Source organism: Streptomyces sp. NBC_00096, assembly GCF_045041305.1.
In the GTDB taxonomy this organism is placed as follows: Bacteria; Actinomycetota; Actinomycetes; order Streptomycetales; family Streptomycetaceae; genus Streptomyces.
The window spans coordinates 4,964,729-4,979,057 of the sequence record NZ_CP108221.1; the positions used below are offsets into that span (position 1 = coordinate 4,964,729).

General features: G+C 73.4%; 14 protein-coding genes. 3 read left to right on the forward strand and 11 right to left on the reverse strand.

Annotation, left to right across the window (positions count from 1 at the left end; genetic code table 11):
* Positions 1–51 precede the first annotated feature (51 nt).
* The 3 genes from OG904_RS21915 to panB all read right to left on the reverse strand — a co-directional run bounded on the left by OG904_RS21915 (position 52) and on the right by panB (position 2,923).
* A complete protein-coding gene (locus OG904_RS21915) occupies positions 52–903 on the reverse strand; it encodes an ABC transporter permease (protein WP_405493486.1) in 852 nt (283 codons plus the stop codon).
* Entirely contained in the window at positions 900–1,931 is a 1,032-nt protein-coding gene (locus OG904_RS21920; RefSeq protein WP_405493488.1) for an ATP-binding cassette domain-containing protein, read from the reverse strand. The genes OG904_RS21915 and OG904_RS21920 overlap by 4 nt, the downstream gene beginning before the upstream one ends.
* 131 nt (positions 1,932–2,062) lie before the next feature.
* Positions 2,063–2,923 carry a 3-methyl-2-oxobutanoate hydroxymethyltransferase gene (gene panB, locus OG904_RS21925; protein ID WP_405493490.1) on the reverse strand — a complete coding sequence of 287 codons (861 nt, stop codon included), beginning with the start codon at positions 2,921–2,923 and terminating at the stop codon, positions 2,063–2,065.
* Between the two features lie 276 nt (positions 2,924–3,199).
* Between panB and OG904_RS21930 the strand changes: the two genes are divergently transcribed.
* Positions 3,200–4,228, forward strand: a complete 1,029-nt coding sequence (locus OG904_RS21930; RefSeq protein WP_405493492.1) for an endonuclease/exonuclease/phosphatase family protein — start codon at positions 3,200–3,202, stop codon at positions 4,226–4,228.
* 102 nt (positions 4,229–4,330) lie between these two features.
* On the opposite strand, the gene OG904_RS21935 is transcribed toward OG904_RS21930, so the two are convergent.
* From OG904_RS21935 to OG904_RS21950, 4 genes are all read right to left on the reverse strand, one after another.
* Positions 4,331–6,085: an NAD+ synthase gene (locus OG904_RS21935; RefSeq protein WP_405493494.1), complete on the reverse strand. Its 1,755-nt coding sequence runs from the start codon at positions 6,083–6,085 to the stop codon at positions 4,331–4,333.
* 49 nt (positions 6,086–6,134) lie between these two features.
* A complete protein-coding gene (locus OG904_RS21940; protein ID WP_405493496.1) occupies positions 6,135–7,415 on the reverse strand; it encodes a DUF4352 domain-containing protein in 1,281 nt (426 codons plus the stop codon).
* A 210-nt stretch (positions 7,416–7,625) separates the two neighbouring features.
* A complete protein-coding gene (locus OG904_RS21945; protein WP_405493498.1) occupies positions 7,626–9,311 on the reverse strand; it encodes a multicopper oxidase family protein in 1,686 nt (561 codons plus the stop codon).
* A gap of 89 nt (positions 9,312–9,400) precedes the next feature.
* The gene (locus OG904_RS21950) at positions 9,401–9,976 is read right to left on the reverse strand and encodes a hypothetical protein (protein ID WP_405493500.1); all 576 of its coding nucleotides are present in this window, start codon (positions 9,974–9,976) and stop codon (positions 9,401–9,403) included.
* Between the two features lie 203 nt (positions 9,977–10,179).
* On the opposite strand from OG904_RS21950, the gene OG904_RS21955 reads away from it, so the two are divergent.
* Together OG904_RS21955 and OG904_RS21960 are read left to right on the forward strand one after the other, a co-directional pair.
* Positions 10,180–10,830: a DUF998 domain-containing protein gene (locus OG904_RS21955; protein ID WP_405498183.1), complete on the forward strand. Its 651-nt coding sequence runs from the start codon at positions 10,180–10,182 to the stop codon at positions 10,828–10,830.
* A gap of 56 nt (positions 10,831–10,886) precedes the next feature.
* Complete coding sequence (locus OG904_RS21960) at positions 10,887–11,714, forward strand: alpha/beta fold hydrolase (RefSeq protein WP_405493502.1); 828 nt, start codon at positions 10,887–10,889, stop codon at positions 11,712–11,714.
* A 21-nt stretch (positions 11,715–11,735) separates the two neighbouring features.
* Here the strand turns inward: OG904_RS21960 and OG904_RS21965 are convergent, their stop codons facing one another.
* The 4 genes from OG904_RS21965 to OG904_RS21980 all read right to left on the reverse strand — a co-directional run bounded on the left by OG904_RS21965 (position 11,736) and on the right by OG904_RS21980 (position 14,199).
* On the reverse strand, positions 11,736–12,155 hold the full coding sequence (locus OG904_RS21965) for a CBS domain-containing protein (RefSeq protein WP_405493504.1): 420 nt from the start codon (positions 12,153–12,155) through the stop codon (positions 11,736–11,738).
* Positions 12,156–12,294: 139 nt separating this feature from the next.
* The gene (locus OG904_RS21970; RefSeq protein WP_405493506.1) at positions 12,295–13,011 is read right to left on the reverse strand and encodes a DUF305 domain-containing protein; all 717 of its coding nucleotides are present in this window, start codon (positions 13,009–13,011) and stop codon (positions 12,295–12,297) included.
* Positions 13,008–13,658, reverse strand: a complete 651-nt coding sequence (locus tag OG904_RS21975; protein WP_405493508.1) for a DUF3105 domain-containing protein — start codon at positions 13,656–13,658, stop codon at positions 13,008–13,010. The genes OG904_RS21970 and OG904_RS21975 overlap by 4 nt, the downstream gene beginning before the upstream one ends.
* A 79-nt stretch (positions 13,659–13,737) precedes the next feature.
* Positions 13,738–14,199 (reverse strand): hypothetical protein, encoded by a 462-nt coding sequence (locus OG904_RS21980; protein ID WP_405493510.1) that lies wholly within the window; start codon positions 14,197–14,199, stop codon positions 13,738–13,740.
* Between the last annotated feature and the right edge of the window lie 130 nt (positions 14,200–14,329).

Genomic DNA, 14,329 nt, shown 5'->3' on the forward strand with positions numbered 1-14,329 from the left:
TTCCCCCGTGCGCGTTCCGTCCGGGACGCGATCCGAACGGAACGTCCGGGATCAGGTCTTCTGGCGGAACTTGCGGACCGCGAGCGGCATCGTGACCAGCGTGATGCCGACCGACCAGGCCAGCGTGATCCACACGGAGTTGCCCAGCGGGGTCCCGTTGATCAGGCCGCGGGCCGCGTCGGCCAGGTTGGACAGCGGGTTGAAGTCGGTGAAGCTCTGCAGCCAGCCCGGCATCGTCGTGGGCGGGGCGAAGATCGAGCTGCCGAACTGGAGCGGCATCAGGACCAGCATCGCCATGCCCTGGACGGCCTGCGCCGTCTTCATGGTCAGACCCAGCAGGATGAAGATCCACATCAGCGAGGATCCGAAGATCGCCGCCAGTCCGATGGACAGGAACAGGTCCAGCACCGAGGACTTGATGGACAGGCCGAGCAGGAAGCCCATGCCGAGCAGGATCGCGATCGCGACCATCATCCGGCCGAGCTCGACCACGATCTTGGCGATCAGCACCGAGGACCGGGCGATGGGCATGGACCGGAAGCGGTCCATCACGCCCTTCTTGAAGTCGTCGTTGACCCCGGTGCCGACACCCATGGCGATGTTCATGCCCATCATCGCCATCAGGCCCGGGACCACGTAGTTGACGTACTCGCTCTGGTTGCCCTTGCCCGCGATCGCACCGCCGAAGACGAAGACGAACAGCAGCGTGAAGATGACCGGCATGAACAGGACGTCGAACATCGACTCCGGGTCCTGCTTGATCTGCAGGACGTTGCGCCGCGCCAGGGCGCCGATGTGGCGGAGGTTGCCCCGCAGGCCGATCCGGCCCTCGTCGGCGAGGGCGGGCCCGCCGGCCGGGGCGGCCGCGGCGGTGCTGGGCTTCGTCGTGGTTACGGTGCTCATGCCGCGACCTCCTCGGTCTGCTCGGTGGGGACGGTGTCCAGGACGGTGGGCTTCTGTCCGGTGATGGACAGGAAGACCTCGTCCAGGCTGGGCAGGTAGGTGCCGATGTCGGCGATCCCGTACCCGCGGGCGGCCAGCAGGCCCACCACGGCGGTCAGCTGCTCGTCCGCCAGGATCGGGACCAGCAGGGCCCCCTCGTCGGGGACGGCCTGGGAGCCGGCCACGCCGTCCAGGCCTGCCTCGGCCAGGGAGCGGGCCATGCCCGGGAGGTCGGCCGGGTCGGAGGGACGGATCCGCAGGGTCCGGCCGCCGACGCGCGCCTTCAGCTCGTCGACCTTGCCGTTGGCGATGACCTTGCCGCGGTCGATGACCGTCAGCTCGCTCGCGAGCTGCTCGGCCTCCTCCATGTACTGGGTGGTGAGCAGGACGGTGGCCCCCTCGGCGACCATCCGCTGCACCTCGTCCCACACCTCGTTGCGGGTACGGGGGTCCAGACCGGTGGTCGGCTCGTCCAGGTACAGCACGGCCGGGCTGCCGATCATCGAGGCGGCCAGGTCGAGCCGGCGGCGCATGCCGCCGGAGTAGTTCATCACTGCCTTCTTGGCGGCCTCGGTGAGGGAGAACCGCTCCAGCAGCTCGTCGGCACGGCTGCGGGCGCCCTTGCGGGACAGGTCCAGCAGCCGGCCGATCATGTAGAGGTTCTCCCAGCCGGAGAGCTTCTCGTCGACGGAGGCGTACTGGCCGGTCAGGCCTATGGTCCGGCGCAGCTGCCGGGGCTGGCGGACCACGTCGAAGCCGGCCACCCGGGCCGTGCCGGCGTCGGGGGTGATCAGGGTGGACAGGCAGCGCACCAGGGTGGTCTTGCCGGCGCCGTTGGGGCCGAGCACCCCGAGGACGGTGCCCTCGCGGACATCGAGGTCCACACCGTCGAGGGCCTTGGTCTCGCCGTAGTGCTTGACCAGCCCCCGGACCTCCACGGCGTTCGAGCCGTTCAGGGGATTCTTGTCGTTTCGCGTCATGTCCACCATGGGACCAGCCGCCACTGACAAAGCACCGACAGCCCACCGACAAAGCACCGGCAACGAACCGGTAGCCCGTCCACGGCCCACCGGCGGCCCGCCCGCACCTCGCCGGCGGGCCGCCGGGGACCGGTGCGGGACTAGTGGAAGGCGTGCTCCTCCTGCGGGAACGTTCCGCCGACCACGTCCTCGGCGAAGGCCTTCGCCGCGTCGACCATCGTCCGGCGGATGTTCGCGTACTGCTTGACGAAGCGCGGCAGCTTCCCGCTGGTCAGCCCCATCATGTCGGTCCACACCAGCACCTGCGCGTCGCACTCCGCGCCCGCGCCGATGCCGACCGTCGGAATGTGCAGGGACCGGGTGACCTCGGCGGCCAGCTCGGCCGGGACCAGCTCCAGGACCACCGCGAAGGCACCCGCGTCCTGCGCCGCCTTCGCGTCGCGCAGCAGCTGGTGCGCGGCCTCGTCGCCGCGGCCCTGCACCCGGTAGCCCATCGCGTTCACGGACTGCGGGGTCAGGCCCAGGTGGGACATGACCGGGATGCCGGACTGCACGATCAGCTCGGTCTGGGCCAGGGAGCGCTCGCCGCCCTCCAGCTTCACCGCTCCGACCCCGGCGTCCTTCACGAGCCGGGTGGCGCTGCGCAGCGCCTGCACGGCGCCCTCCTGGTACGAGCCGAACGGCAGGTCGCCGACGATCAGGGCCCGGCTGGTGCCGCGTACGACGGCCGCCGACAGCATGGTCATCTCGTCCATCGTCACCGGGACGGTGGTCTCGTAGCCGAGGTGACAGTTGCCCATCGAGTCGCCGACGAGGATGACCGGGATGCCGGACTCGTCGAATACGGAGGCGGTCATCGCGTCGTAGGCGGTGAGCATGGGCCACTTCTCGCCGCGTTCCTTGGCGAGGGTGAGGTCGCGGACGGTGATGCGCCGGGTGCCCGAGCCTCCGTACAGGGTGGGGGAGGCGGCTTCGCGGGCAGGCGAAACGGCATGCGTCATTGCAACTGCTCCTTGATGTTCATCTCGAGGCGCCCTCACGGCGTCCCCGGACTCATCCACCATGGTGGCACCCCTGTGGCCCGGGCGGGAAGTGGCACGAGGACCTGTTCGGCCCGGGCAGGCCAATGTGCGCGTTTCGTGACAACCGGAACCCATACCGCCAGGACGTTCGTCCTCCCGGACGTACGGCCGAGACAATCGGCACGGAACGCTCCGTATATCGCCTAGGGTCAAGAGGCGGGGACGGAGTGCGAGCACGGCAGCGAGGGCAGTGGCATGGCACAGGCGTATGTGACGGAGACGGGGAGCGGCGACTTGGAGCCCGAGCCTTCCCGCCCGGGTCTCGGGCGCCGGCTGGCCGATCTGCGACACGACCGGGGCATCTGGCGCCGAGGTATCGTGCTCGCCGCGTTCGCCGCGCTGATCTCGCTCGTCATGATCTTCCACGCCGAGCTGCCCAACGACATCGGCAACTTCGGCAGCCTCACCGAGACCTTCCTGCCCTGGCTGGGCCTGGCCGTCCCGCTCCTCTTCGCCGGCGCCCTCTTCCGCAAATCGGCGACCGCGCTGATCGCGATACTGCTCACCGCCGTGGTCTGGGTGAACCTCTTCGGCGGCCTGGTCACCGACAAGGGCGGCACCGGCGGCAACCTCACGGTCGCCACCCACAACGTCGACGCCGACAACACCGACCCGCAGGGCACCGCGGCCTCGGTCGCCAAGTCCGGAGCCGACGTCCTGGCCCTGACCGAGCTCAAGGGCAGCGTCGTCCCGGTCTACGAGAAGGCCCTCGCGGGTACGTACAAGTACCACTCCGTCGAAGGCACCGTCGGCCTCTGGAGCAAGTACCCGCTGATCTCCAGCCAGCCCGTCGACATCAAGATGGGCTGGACCCGGGCGATGCGCGCCACCGTCCAGACCCCCTACGGCGAGGTCGCCGCCTTCGTGGCCCACCTCCCCTCGGTCCGGGTCAAGCTCAACGCCGGCTTCACCGCCAACCAGCGCGACAACAGCGCCGAGGCGCTGGGCGCCGCGCTCGCCGGGGAACCGCTCGGGAAGGTCATCCTGCTCGGCGACCTCAACGGCACCGTCAACGACCGGGCCCTGTCCGAGGTCACCTCACAGCTGCGCTCCACCCAGGGCGCGTCCGGCCACGGCTTCGGCTTCAGCTGGCCCGCGCAGTTCCCGATGGCCCGCATCGACCAGATCCTGGTCCGCGGAGTCACCCCCGAGGCCTCCTGGACCCTGCCCCGCACGGGCAGCGACCACCTCCCGATCGCGGCCCGGGTCACCGTGAAGCCGTAGCACCCCTCGCCGTACCCGCTCGTGCCGGTGCCCCGGCCGCCCTTCGGGGAGCGGCCGGGGCACCGGCACGCGTACGGGCCGCGGGCGGGGCCGCCGGCGGGGTCACGCCCGCTCGCGCCAGCCGTTCGTGATGGGCAGCCGGCGGTCCTTGCCGAAGCCCTTCGCGGAGATCTTCGTGCCCGGCGGGTACTGCCGCCGCTTGTACTCGGCCGTGTCCACCATCCGCAGGGTCTTCGCGACCAGCTCGGCGTCGTAGCCGGCCGCGACGATCGCCTCCAGTCCCTGGTCGCGGTCCACGTACAGGGCCAGGATCCCGTCGAGGACGGGGTAGTCCGGCAACGAGTCCGTGTCCACCTGCCCCGGGCGCAGCTCGGCGCTCGGCGGCTTCACGATGGAGTTCTCCGGGATCGGCGGGGTCTCGCCGCGCTCGGCCGCCGCACGGTTGCGGTACTCGGCGAGGCGGAACACATCCGTCTTGTAGACGTCCTTGATCGGGCCGTACGCGCCGACCGAGTCGCCGTACAGGGTGGAGTAGCCGACGGCCAGCTCCGACTTGTTGCCCGGGGCGAGCACGATGTGGCCCTCCTGGTTGGAGAGGGCCATCAGCATGGTGCCGCGCAGCCGGGACTGGAGGTTCTCCTCGGCGAGCCCGGTCAGGCCCAGCGAGCCCATGTACGCGTCGAACATCGGCTCGATCGGCACGGTCCGGAAGTTCAGTCCGGTCCGCTCGGCCAGATCGGCCGCGTCGCCCCGGGAGTGGTCCGAGGAGTACTTGGAGGGCATCGAGACGCCGTACACGTTCTGCGCGCCGATCGCGTCGCAGGCGATGGCCGCCACGAGCGCCGAGTCGATGCCGCCGGAGAGGCCGATGAGGACCGAGCGGAACCCGTTCTTCTTCACGTACGCGCGCAGTCCCACGACCAGCGCGTCGTAGATCTCCTCGTCGTCGTCCAGGCGGTCGGCGTACCCGCCCGTCACGACCGGCTCGTACGCTTCCACCGGCTCCTCGGAGAGGATCACCCGGTCGATGCGCAGGCCGTCGTCGACGGTGCCCTCGACGGGCGTGGCCGAGGCGGCCGGCAGGTCGAGGTCGACCAGCACGCAGCCCTCGGAGAACTGCGGGGCGCGCGCGATGACCTCGCCGCCCGCGTCGACCACGATCGAGTCCCCGTCGAAGACCAGCTCGTCCTGGCCGCCGATCATCGCCAGGTAGGCGAGGGTGCAGCCGGCCTCCTGGGCGCGCTTCCGCACCAGTTCGAGGCGCAGGTCGTCCTTGTTGCGCTCGTACGGGGAGGCGTTGATCGAGATCAGCAGCCCGGCCCCGGCGGAGCGGGTGGCCGGGACGCGGCCGCCCTCCTGCCAGAGGTCCTCGCAGATGGCCAGGGCCACGTCCACGCCCCGCACCCGGATCACCGGCTGGGTGTCGCCCGGCACGAAGTACCGGAACTCGTCGAACACGCCGTAGTTGGGGAGGTGGTGCTTGGCGAAGCGCAGGACGACCTCCCCGCCGAACAGCACGGCCGCCGCGTTCTCCGGGGAGCCCGCGGGGCGGCCGAGCCGGGGCACGGCCCGCTCCGTGCGGTCGAGGTAGCCGACGACGACCGGGAGGTCCCCGAAGCCCTCGGCCGCGAGGCGCCGCGCGAGTTCGCGCAGCGCCGTGCGGGAGGCGTCGACGAAGGAACCGCGCAGGGCCAGGTCCTCGACGGGGTACCCGGTCAGCACCATCTCCGGGAACGCGACCAGGTGGGCGCCCTGTTCGGCGGAGTGCCGGGTCCAGTGGACGACCGAGTCGGCGTTGGCGGCGATGTTGCCGACGTGCGAATCGATCTGATTCAGAGCGAGGCGTAGTTGAGGCACGGGCCCAGTCTAATCGTCTTTCTGACGCGATGTCCTGGGAGTCGCCGGTTCAGCCGATCGGACCGCTCCAGATCGCGTCGTCGTACTGGGTGCCGGGGGAGAGCTCGAAGTGCAGGCTCTTGGTGTCCTCGGGAACGCTGAACACGAAGGTGGCGGTCATCGATTCGCCGGCCAGGAGCGAGCCCTTGAACATCTTCGCCGCGGAGCCGTCGAAGACCATCGCGGCCTCGGACCCCTTGTCGTCACGGGCGTGCGGCAGGGCCAGGCTGACGTCGAGCGTGGCCGCCGACTTGTTGGTGATCTTCGCCTTCACCTTGACGGCGTTGCCGTTGCGGGCCTCCGGCGGGTACGCGGTCGAGGACGGGGTGTACGGGGTCGCGCCCTCCACCGTGAGCTCGACGCCGTCCGGGTAGACGAAGGAGTTGCCCCAGGGCAGTGCGGAGGTCTTGCCCGGGACCTCGGACGGAGCGGACTTCGGGGTCGGCCTGGCCGGGGTGCCGGGGAGGGTGGGGGCGTCGTCGTAGTCCTCGTAGCCGCTGTCGTACCCGCCGTTGCGGCGCTCCTCGGCGACCTTCTTGTCGATCTTGTCGATGACGGAGGTGGTGATGAACCAGCCGCCGACCGAGGCGCCGATGGCGAGGAGGCTGATGGCGGTGCCGACCGCGGCCAGCGTGGCGCGCGGGGCGCCGCGGCGGGAGCGGACGACGGCCGCGATGCCGAGACCGAGGCCGGTCAGGGCGAGGAGGGCGCCGGCCCAGAAGAAGAACGGGATGAGACCGACGAAGATGCCGAACAGGCCGAGCAGCAGGGCCGCGACGGCCAGGCCGTTGGTGGCGGGCGGGGGCGGCGGGAAGCCGGCCGCGTGCGGGGCGGGGTAACCGGCGGCGGGCGTGGCCCAGGGGTTGCCGGGGGCCTGCGCGCCGTGGGCGCCCGGGGCGCCGTACGGGGCTCCGTACGGCGGCGGGGGAGCGGCGGCGGGGGTGACGGGGGCGAAGGAGCCCGGGGGCGCGGCCGGTACGGGCGTCGCTTCCGGAGCCGGGGCGGCGGGCTGCGCGGTGGCGGGGGCCGGGGCTTCGGCGGCGGCCGGGGCTTCGGCGAGGGTCGGTGCCGGTGCCGGTGCCTCGGCCGGTGCGGGGGCCGGGGCCTCGGCCGGGGCCGCAGCCGATGCCTCGGCCGGTGCCGGTATCTCGGGCGGGGCTTCCGCCGGGGGCTTCTCGAGGGACAGGGGTCGGGCGGGCGCCGGTATGGGGGCCGCCGGGGGCGCGGGGGTGCCCGCGGGCTCCGTCGGCGGGCCGGACGGGGTGCTGGGCGGGTTCGGCGGGGTGCTCATACCGGCGGGCAGTCCTTCAGGTCGCAATTGGGGCGTGACGATCACCAGCCTGTCATGGACTCCGGCCTCCCCGCCGCGCATTTCGTCCTCGCGCGGCCTCGCGCGGCCCCCGCACGGCCCCCGCACGGCCCCCGCGAGGTCCCCGCCGGCCCCCGGCCCGGTGGCGCGTCGAACTCCGCGCGCCACCGGGCCGGTTCGCGGCGGCGACGGCTACCGCTGGTAGCCCAGTACGGTCATCATCCCGGCCTCCGCGTGGTAGACGTTGTGGCAGTGCACCATCCACAGCCCCGGGTTGTCGGCGTCGAAGTCAGCCGTCAGCTTCGCGCCGGGCAGGATCACCGCCGTGTCCTTGCGGGCCCCGCCCGCCCGGCCGCCCAGCGCGAAGGTGTGCCCGTGCAGGTGGACCGGGTGCCACATCGCCGTGGAGTTGTCGAACTCCAGCCGGACCCGTTCCCCCGCCCGCACCGGATGCCGTCGGTCCGGTGCGTACGGTTTGCCGTCGAAGGCCCAGTCGTACTTCGCCATCCCGCCCGTCAGCCGGATCCGCACCGTGCGGTCCGGCTCGCGCGCGGGCAGTGCCGCCGGCTCGGCGGCCTTCAGCGCGTCCGCCGTCAGCGGCCGCCCGGACAGCTCGGCGGGCCGGGTCGCCGCGGTCGGCGCGGTCCCGGAGCCGGTGCGCAGCAGCGCGAGGGCCGAGGCCGTGTCCCCCTTGCCCTCGGCGAGCGCGGTCAGCGGGAACACCCCGTCGCCCGCCGTCACCAGGACGTCGTAGCGCTCGCCCATGCCCAGCAGCAGCGAGCGCGCCCGGGCGTGCTCGACCGGGAAGCCGTCGGTGTGGGTGACCGTCAGTTCGTGCCCGCCCAGGGCGATCCGGAAGGCGGTGTCCCCGCCCGCGTTGACGATCCGGAGCCGGATCCGGTCGCCGGGGCGGGCGGTGAAGACCGACGGGTCCGCGGGGGTGCGGCCGTTGACCAGGTAGTGCGGGTACGCGACGTCGCCCGCGTCCTTGCCGAGCAGCTCGCTGTCGCCGCCCATGAGGACACGGGACGGGCCGCCGCCCGCACCCGCGGCGGAGGTGCCCGGCGCGGAGGTGCCCGGGGAGCCGTGCCCCGCATGGCCGCCGCCGCCCGTGCCCGGGCCCATGCCCTTGCGGAGTTCGGTGAGCACGGCATCGGGGGTGGAGCCGTCCACCCCGTCGAGCCAGTCGTCCAGGACCACCACCCACTCCTTGTCGTAGGAGAGGGGCTCCCTGGGGTCCTCGACGATCAGCGGCGCGTACAGCCCGCGGTCCTGCTGGACCCCGGAGTGCGGGTGGAACCAGTACGTCCCCGGGTGCGTGACGGCGAAGCGGTACGTGAACGAGCCGCCCGGGGCGATGTCCCGCTGGGTCAGCCCCGGCACCCCGTCCATGTCGTTGCGCAGGGCCAGGCCGTGCCAGTGCAGGGAGGTGGCCTCGGGGAGGTTGTTGGCCAGGGTCAGGGCGAGGGTGCCGCCCGCGGTGGCCCGCACCTCGCGGCCCGGGAGCCGGTCCCCGTACGCCCACGAGCGGACGGACAGCCCGCCGCCGAGGTCGAGCGGGGTGGCGGTGGCGGTCAGCCGGACCTCGGTGAGCGGGCCGGCGGCCCCGCGGGCGGCTTCGGCGGCCCGCACCTCGGCGCCGGCGGGGTCGACGTAGCCCCCGGGCGCGGCAGCGGGGGAGGCCCCGCCCATCGCGTCGGAGCCGTGGTCCATGCCGGCCATGCCGGAGCCGGAGCCCGAACAGGCGGCGAGCAGCCCGGATCCGGCGAGGGCGGCGCCCGCGCCGAGTACGGCGCGGCGGGAGGGCGCGGAGGGGGCGCCGGGGGCGGAGGGAGGGGAGGCGGAAGCGGAAGCGGAAGAGCGCGGGTGGGAGCGCATGGCGGAACACCTCGTGATGGCGTGGAGCGGCTGGTGGGCACCGTCTGCCGCCGCCCCGCGGACGTGCGGGGGCGGCGACGGGGCCCGGCCTATACGCGCAGCACCGCCAGCAGGGTGAGGAGTTCGCGGGGGAGCGGCGGGTCCGGACCGCCGGACCGGCCCGACGCGCGTGCCGCACCCCCGAGCGGCGCGGCACGGCGCGGGCCGGCCGGTCCGGCGCCGAGGAACAGCAGGGTGAGCGCGCCGAGCACGGCGAGACACACGGACATGGGGTCCATGCCGGTGTGCGGGCGCGGGGCGTCGGCGGCGAGGGCCCGCGCGTCCGGGACGGAGTGCGCGGCGGCCCCGGCGCCCGGCGCCCCGCCGGCCCGAGTCCCGTAGTCCCGAGCTCCGTCGTCCCGCATCCCGCCGGCCCGAGCTCCGTCGTCCCGCATCGCGCCGTGAAGCGCGGCCCCGGACGGTGCTGAGTCGCCCGGCGCCGACCCGGACGGCGCATGGCCGGCCAGGGGAACGAATCGGACCGACGGCACGTCATCCATGGCATGTGCCCGAGTCGGATGGCCCAGCGTGTGCATGGTCACGATGCCCAGCAGTAGCGTGGCGAGCAGCGGCAGCCGGTGCCACCGGACGGCTCGTCGCGCGGTACGCGGGGCGGGGCGGGTCATGCGCGGAACCCTACCCCGGGTGGGTATCCGATCAGAGGACCGGGCTCGCCGTGTTTAGGATTAGTCACACTATGTCCACAAAAGGCCCGCTCTTGAAGCGTCTGAAGCCCGTGAAGTCCTGGAAGTCCGTGACCACCCCCGCCACGGCCCCGGGCCGTGCCGCCGGCACCCGGGACGGCGGCGCCCGCCGCGTCGCCGTCCTCATCGGGCTCGGCGCCGCCGCCTACACCGCCTGGGTCCTCGAAGTCGTCCTCTCCACGGGCCTCAACCCCATCGAGACGTACGTCAGCGAACTGGCCGCCCAGGACCAGCCGCTCGGCGGCCTGTTCCGGGCCACGGACTTCACCGCCGGCCTGCTCGTCTTCCTCGGCGGACTCCTGGCCCTGGCCCGCTTCGCGGGACGCGCCGAAGCCCGCCGCCCCTGGTCCGTCGCCGGCTGGGCCGGGGTGACCCTCTTCGGCGCGTCCACCGCCACCGACGCCTGGCTGCCGCTCAGCTGCGCGCCGACCGCGGACCCCGAATGCGCGGCCCGCGAGACCGCCGGGCTGGTCCCCGCCACCCATCAGGCGCACGCCATCAGCAGCAGTCTCGCCATGACGGGCGCGCTCGTCGGGATAGTGGCCCTCACGGTCGCCGCCCGGCGCTACGGCCGCCTCGCCCCGCTCGCCCGCTTCGGCCCCGTGCTCGTCGCGCTCGAACTGCTCGCCACCGTCTGGACCCTGGTCTCCATCGCCCTGTTCACCGCCGGACACGGCACCTGGGCGCTCGGCGCCGGGCAGCGGCTGCAGGTGCTCTTCGTGGCCGTCTGGCTGGGACTGCTCGCGTACTCCGTCCACCGCGAACGCCGTACGTGAGGGGGCGGCCCCCGGCCCCGCCCGGCCGGTTCGTACGCCTCCACGCCGTTGACGGGGTGCCGCTGCACGTGGTCGTGGAGGGCTCCGGCCCCGCGGTGGTCCTCAGCGCCGGGCTCGCCATGGCCTGGTTCGACTGGGACCCCGTCGCGGAGCTGCTCGTCGCCGCGGGCCGTACCGTCGTCCGCTTCGACCGTCCCGGACACGGGCTGAGCGCCTCCGCGGCGGCCCCGCCGAGCGCCGCCGGGGAGGCCCGCCGGATCGCCGGGCTGCTGGACGCGCTGGGCCTGGGCGCCGAGCGCGTCACCGTGGCCGGGCACTCCATCGCCGGGTTCCACGCCGAGGCCTTCGCCCGGCTGTACCCGGGGCGCACCGCCGCACTGGTGCTGGTCGACAGCAGCGTGGAGGAGCGGCCCCGTACGGTCCTGCCCGCCGGTGTCCGTACCGCCGCCGCCCGGGCGCTCGGCGTGGCCGTGACCGCCGCCGGGCTGCCCGCCGCGCTGGGCCCCCCGGCCCGGCTGGCCGCCGTACGGGCCTCCCGCGCGGGCGGCGCGGACCCGGCCGCGCGGGAGCTCGTGCGCCGCTGCTACCGGACCGGCCGGGTCTGGCGCGGAGCCCTGCTGGAGAACTCCCGCTACCCCGACATGGCCGCCGAGGTCCTGGCGCTGCGCGCCCGGCGGCCGCTGACCGCGCCCGCCACCGTCCTGGCCGGCCACGACCCCGGCGCCCGCCGCCCCGCCCTGCGCTGGCTGGCCCGCCAGGCGGAGCTGGCCGACGTGCTCGGAGCCCGTTTCGTGGTCGCGGAGCCGGCCGGTCACCTGGTCATGCTGGACCGCCCGCACCAGGTGGCGCGGGCGGTCCTGCACGCGGCGGAAGCGGAGGCTTAGGCCGGCTCTTCCGGATCCTGCCTAGCCCCGGGCGTAGACCTTCTCCGCCCAGCCGGCTATCTGCTCCTCGGAGAGGTGCCGGGCCAGGTCGGCCTCGCTGATCATGCCGACCAGGCGCTTGTTCTCGATGACGGGGAGCCTCCGGATCTGGTAGCTCTGCATCTCCTCCAGGACCTCGCCGACGTCCGCGCCCGCGTCGATCCAGCGCGGGGTGCCCTTGGCCATCTCGCCGGCCGTGATCTTCGACGGGTCGTGCCCCTTGGCCACACAGCCGACCACGATGTCGCGGTCGGTCAGGATGCCGCAGAGCCGTTCGTTGGAGTCGCTGATGGGCAACGCGCCCACGTTGAGCCGGCTCATCAGCTGAGCGGCCCGGTCCAGGGTCTCGGTGGCGGGAATCCACTGGGCCCCGGGGTGCATGATCTCTCCGGCGGTCTTCATCGCGTAAACCTCCTGAGCGCGCCGTAGCGGCCGGGCACGGGTGCGCCCGCCTCGGCGTCCCCATCGTCATTCGCCCGTTCGGACCACGCGACTCCAGACGGGTGGGACGCGGCCGTACGGGTGACGCGCCCCCGGCCCGTCACCCGGAGGGCGCCGGCTCCGCGCCCCGCTGCTTCAGCATGTCGGCCATCAGCGCGATCTCCGACTGCTGCGCCGCCACCATGCCCTGCGCCAGCGCCCGCTCCGCCGGGGTCCCGCACAGGGTGGCGCAGCCCTGGGCCATGGCGACGCCGCCCTTGTGGTGCTCGGTCATCAGCCGCAGGTAGAGCACCTCGGCGTCCCGGCCCTCGGCGGAGCCCAGCCGGTCCAGCTCCTCCTTGGTGGCCATGCCGGGCATCAGCGCTCCGGGCTTGGTCACGGCCCCGCCCATGTCGTGGCCCGCCATGCCCTCCATGCCGGCCGTGCCGTGCCCGCCGCCGGTCCCCATCCAGGACATCGGCGGCTCGTCGGCCACCACCTTCGGCAGCCCCCACAGGTCCAGCCAGCCCAGCAGCATGCCGCGCTGGTTGGCCTGGGTGTTGGCGATGTCGTAGGCGAGGCCGCGCACCGGCTCGTCCTTCGTGCGGTCGCGCACGATGAAGGACATCTCCACCGCCTGCTGGTGGTGCACGGCCATGTCACGGGCGAAGCCCGCGTCGGCCGAGTAGAGGCCCGGCGCACGGGAGGACGCGGCCGAGTCGGCCCCGCCCGCGGTGGCGACCGTGGCCCCCACCGCGAACAGCAGTGCCAGACCGACGGCCGAGCCCGCGGCCCAGTACGTACGGGCCGTGCCGCGGCTACCAGCCGTCCGGATCACTTGTCGGCCAGCCCGTTCGTGCAGGCCGCGCCCGGCTCGGGGGTCTGCGGGCCCTGCACGTACTTGGTGAAGAACTGCGCCACGCGCGGGTCGTCCGCCTTGTCCACGGTCAGCTGCTTGCCCCAGGCGCTGAGCATGATCGTGCCGGCCTGCGCCTTGTCGGGGCTCATCAGCGTGTACGGGGTCTTGGCCACCGTCCCGGCGAGCTTGTCGACGTCGGCCTTGTCGGCCTTCTCGTTGTACGTCACCCAGACGGCGCCGTGCTCCAGCGAGTGGACGGCGTTGACCTCGGGAAGCTCGTTCTTGTAGACGTCGCCGTTGCAGTTCATCCAGCGGGGGTTGTGGTCCCCGCCCACGGGCGGGTTCATCTCGTACTTCACCGGGGTCTCGACGTGCTTGCGGCCCAGCTTCGCCGCGTCCCAGCTCTGCTCGCCGTCGACCGGCGCCTTCGCGGACGCCACCTTGGCGTCCGTCTTGTTCTGCCGGTCGACCATCACCCACGCGCCGAAGCCTATGAGCGCGGTGACGATGGCGGCCGAGGCGGTGATCGCGACGGCCTTGTTGCGCCGGTCGCGTGCCTGGTCGGCGCGGCGCATCTCGGCTATGCGCGACTGGCGGGAGTTGTTGTCGGACTTCCTGCTGGCCATTGCCCTGGATCCTTCTGCTGAGGGGGGTGGAGGGAGAACGCGCTGTCGGAGCCGGCTGCCCGAGCCGGACCGGGACCCGTCAGGTCCGCAGCACTTGGAGGGCGTACAGGTCGGGGCCGCGCGCGAGCGCCGGGGGCGGCCGGATCCGCCCCGCCGGCGCGGGGCGCACGACGGGCACGGGAGCCCCGGCCACCACCACGACGGCGGGCGGCGGGGCGGGCAGTACGGCCGGGGTCAGGTGCGAGCACGAGGAGCAGCCGGGCAGGTCGTACGGCGACACGCAGAAGACGTGCTCCGTACGGGGCGGGGCGCCGGTGGAAGCGAGGGCGGAGGCGCGGGCGGAAGCGTGGGCGGAGGCGCGGGCGGAAGCGTGGGCGGAGGCGTGCTCCGCGCCGGTCACGGCCTGCGTACCGGGCCGCGCGCACAGGAAGGCCGAGCCGGCCAGCACTCCGAAGGCCATCCCGAAGGTCATCAGGAGGAGGGCGCGCCGGGGCAGCGGACGTCGCTGACGTCCGAGCTCCGTGGTCTCATGGCCCCCCATGGGCGCCGATGGTAATGCTCATGACGGACCCGAGGTCAGTGCGGGGGTGCCGTCGGCTTTCCGGGGTGCGTAATCTGGCGGAAACCACCGCTGGCGATACTGGGCCGGCCCGACTGTGCCCCCGACCTCC